Source organism: Alitiscatomonas aceti, from assembly GCF_025567195.1.
Classification (GTDB): domain Bacteria; phylum Bacillota; class Clostridia; order Lachnospirales; family Lachnospiraceae; genus Alitiscatomonas; species Alitiscatomonas aceti.
Genome location: NZ_JAOQJF010000091.1, coordinates 1 through 483, shown reverse-complemented (window position 1 = coordinate 483; position 483 = coordinate 1). Strand labels below are relative to the sequence as shown.

The window sequence follows — 483 nt, the reverse complement described above, 5'->3', positions numbered from 1 at the left end:
CCGCCTTTGGATGAAAAGCGGCGCTTCTGGACGCGCGGTAAATCTCGATCATACGGCCATAAATGACGATAAAGATGCAGATATACAGCGCCCACATGGTAATGCCGATAAAGAGGGATTGGAACCAAAGCCCGAATAGCGGCCCCAGATCCATTTCCATCAGCCTCGGTTCCAAATCGGTCATAACTGAGGAAATGTCAATAGACGCATCCGAACCGATGATCCCTGCCGCCTGTGCCACCACGCTCTGCGCCATATCAAAGACGCCCATCACGATATTCCATGTGTTTGTGACAATGAGGATGGCAGTGGCTGATTTGAACACCCACTTGAAAATCATCCAAGTATCCACATCATGCAGGTTGTTCTTGTCTGCGATCATCTGGATCAGGTCTACGGTCATCACAATAGCCAGGATCACGCCTGCAATCGGCACCATGATGGAGTTGGACAGATTCTCAATCATGCTGAAAATACTGCCAT

The 483-nt window shown here is 49.5% G+C and carries 1 protein-coding gene; it reads right to left on the bottom strand.

Annotation, left to right across the window (positions count from 1 at the left end; translation table 11 throughout):
• A partial coding sequence (locus tag OCV69_RS16635) for a VirB6/TrbL-like conjugal transfer protein, CD1112 family (RefSeq protein WP_262563254.1) occupies positions 1 to 483 on the bottom strand: 483 nt, incomplete at both ends.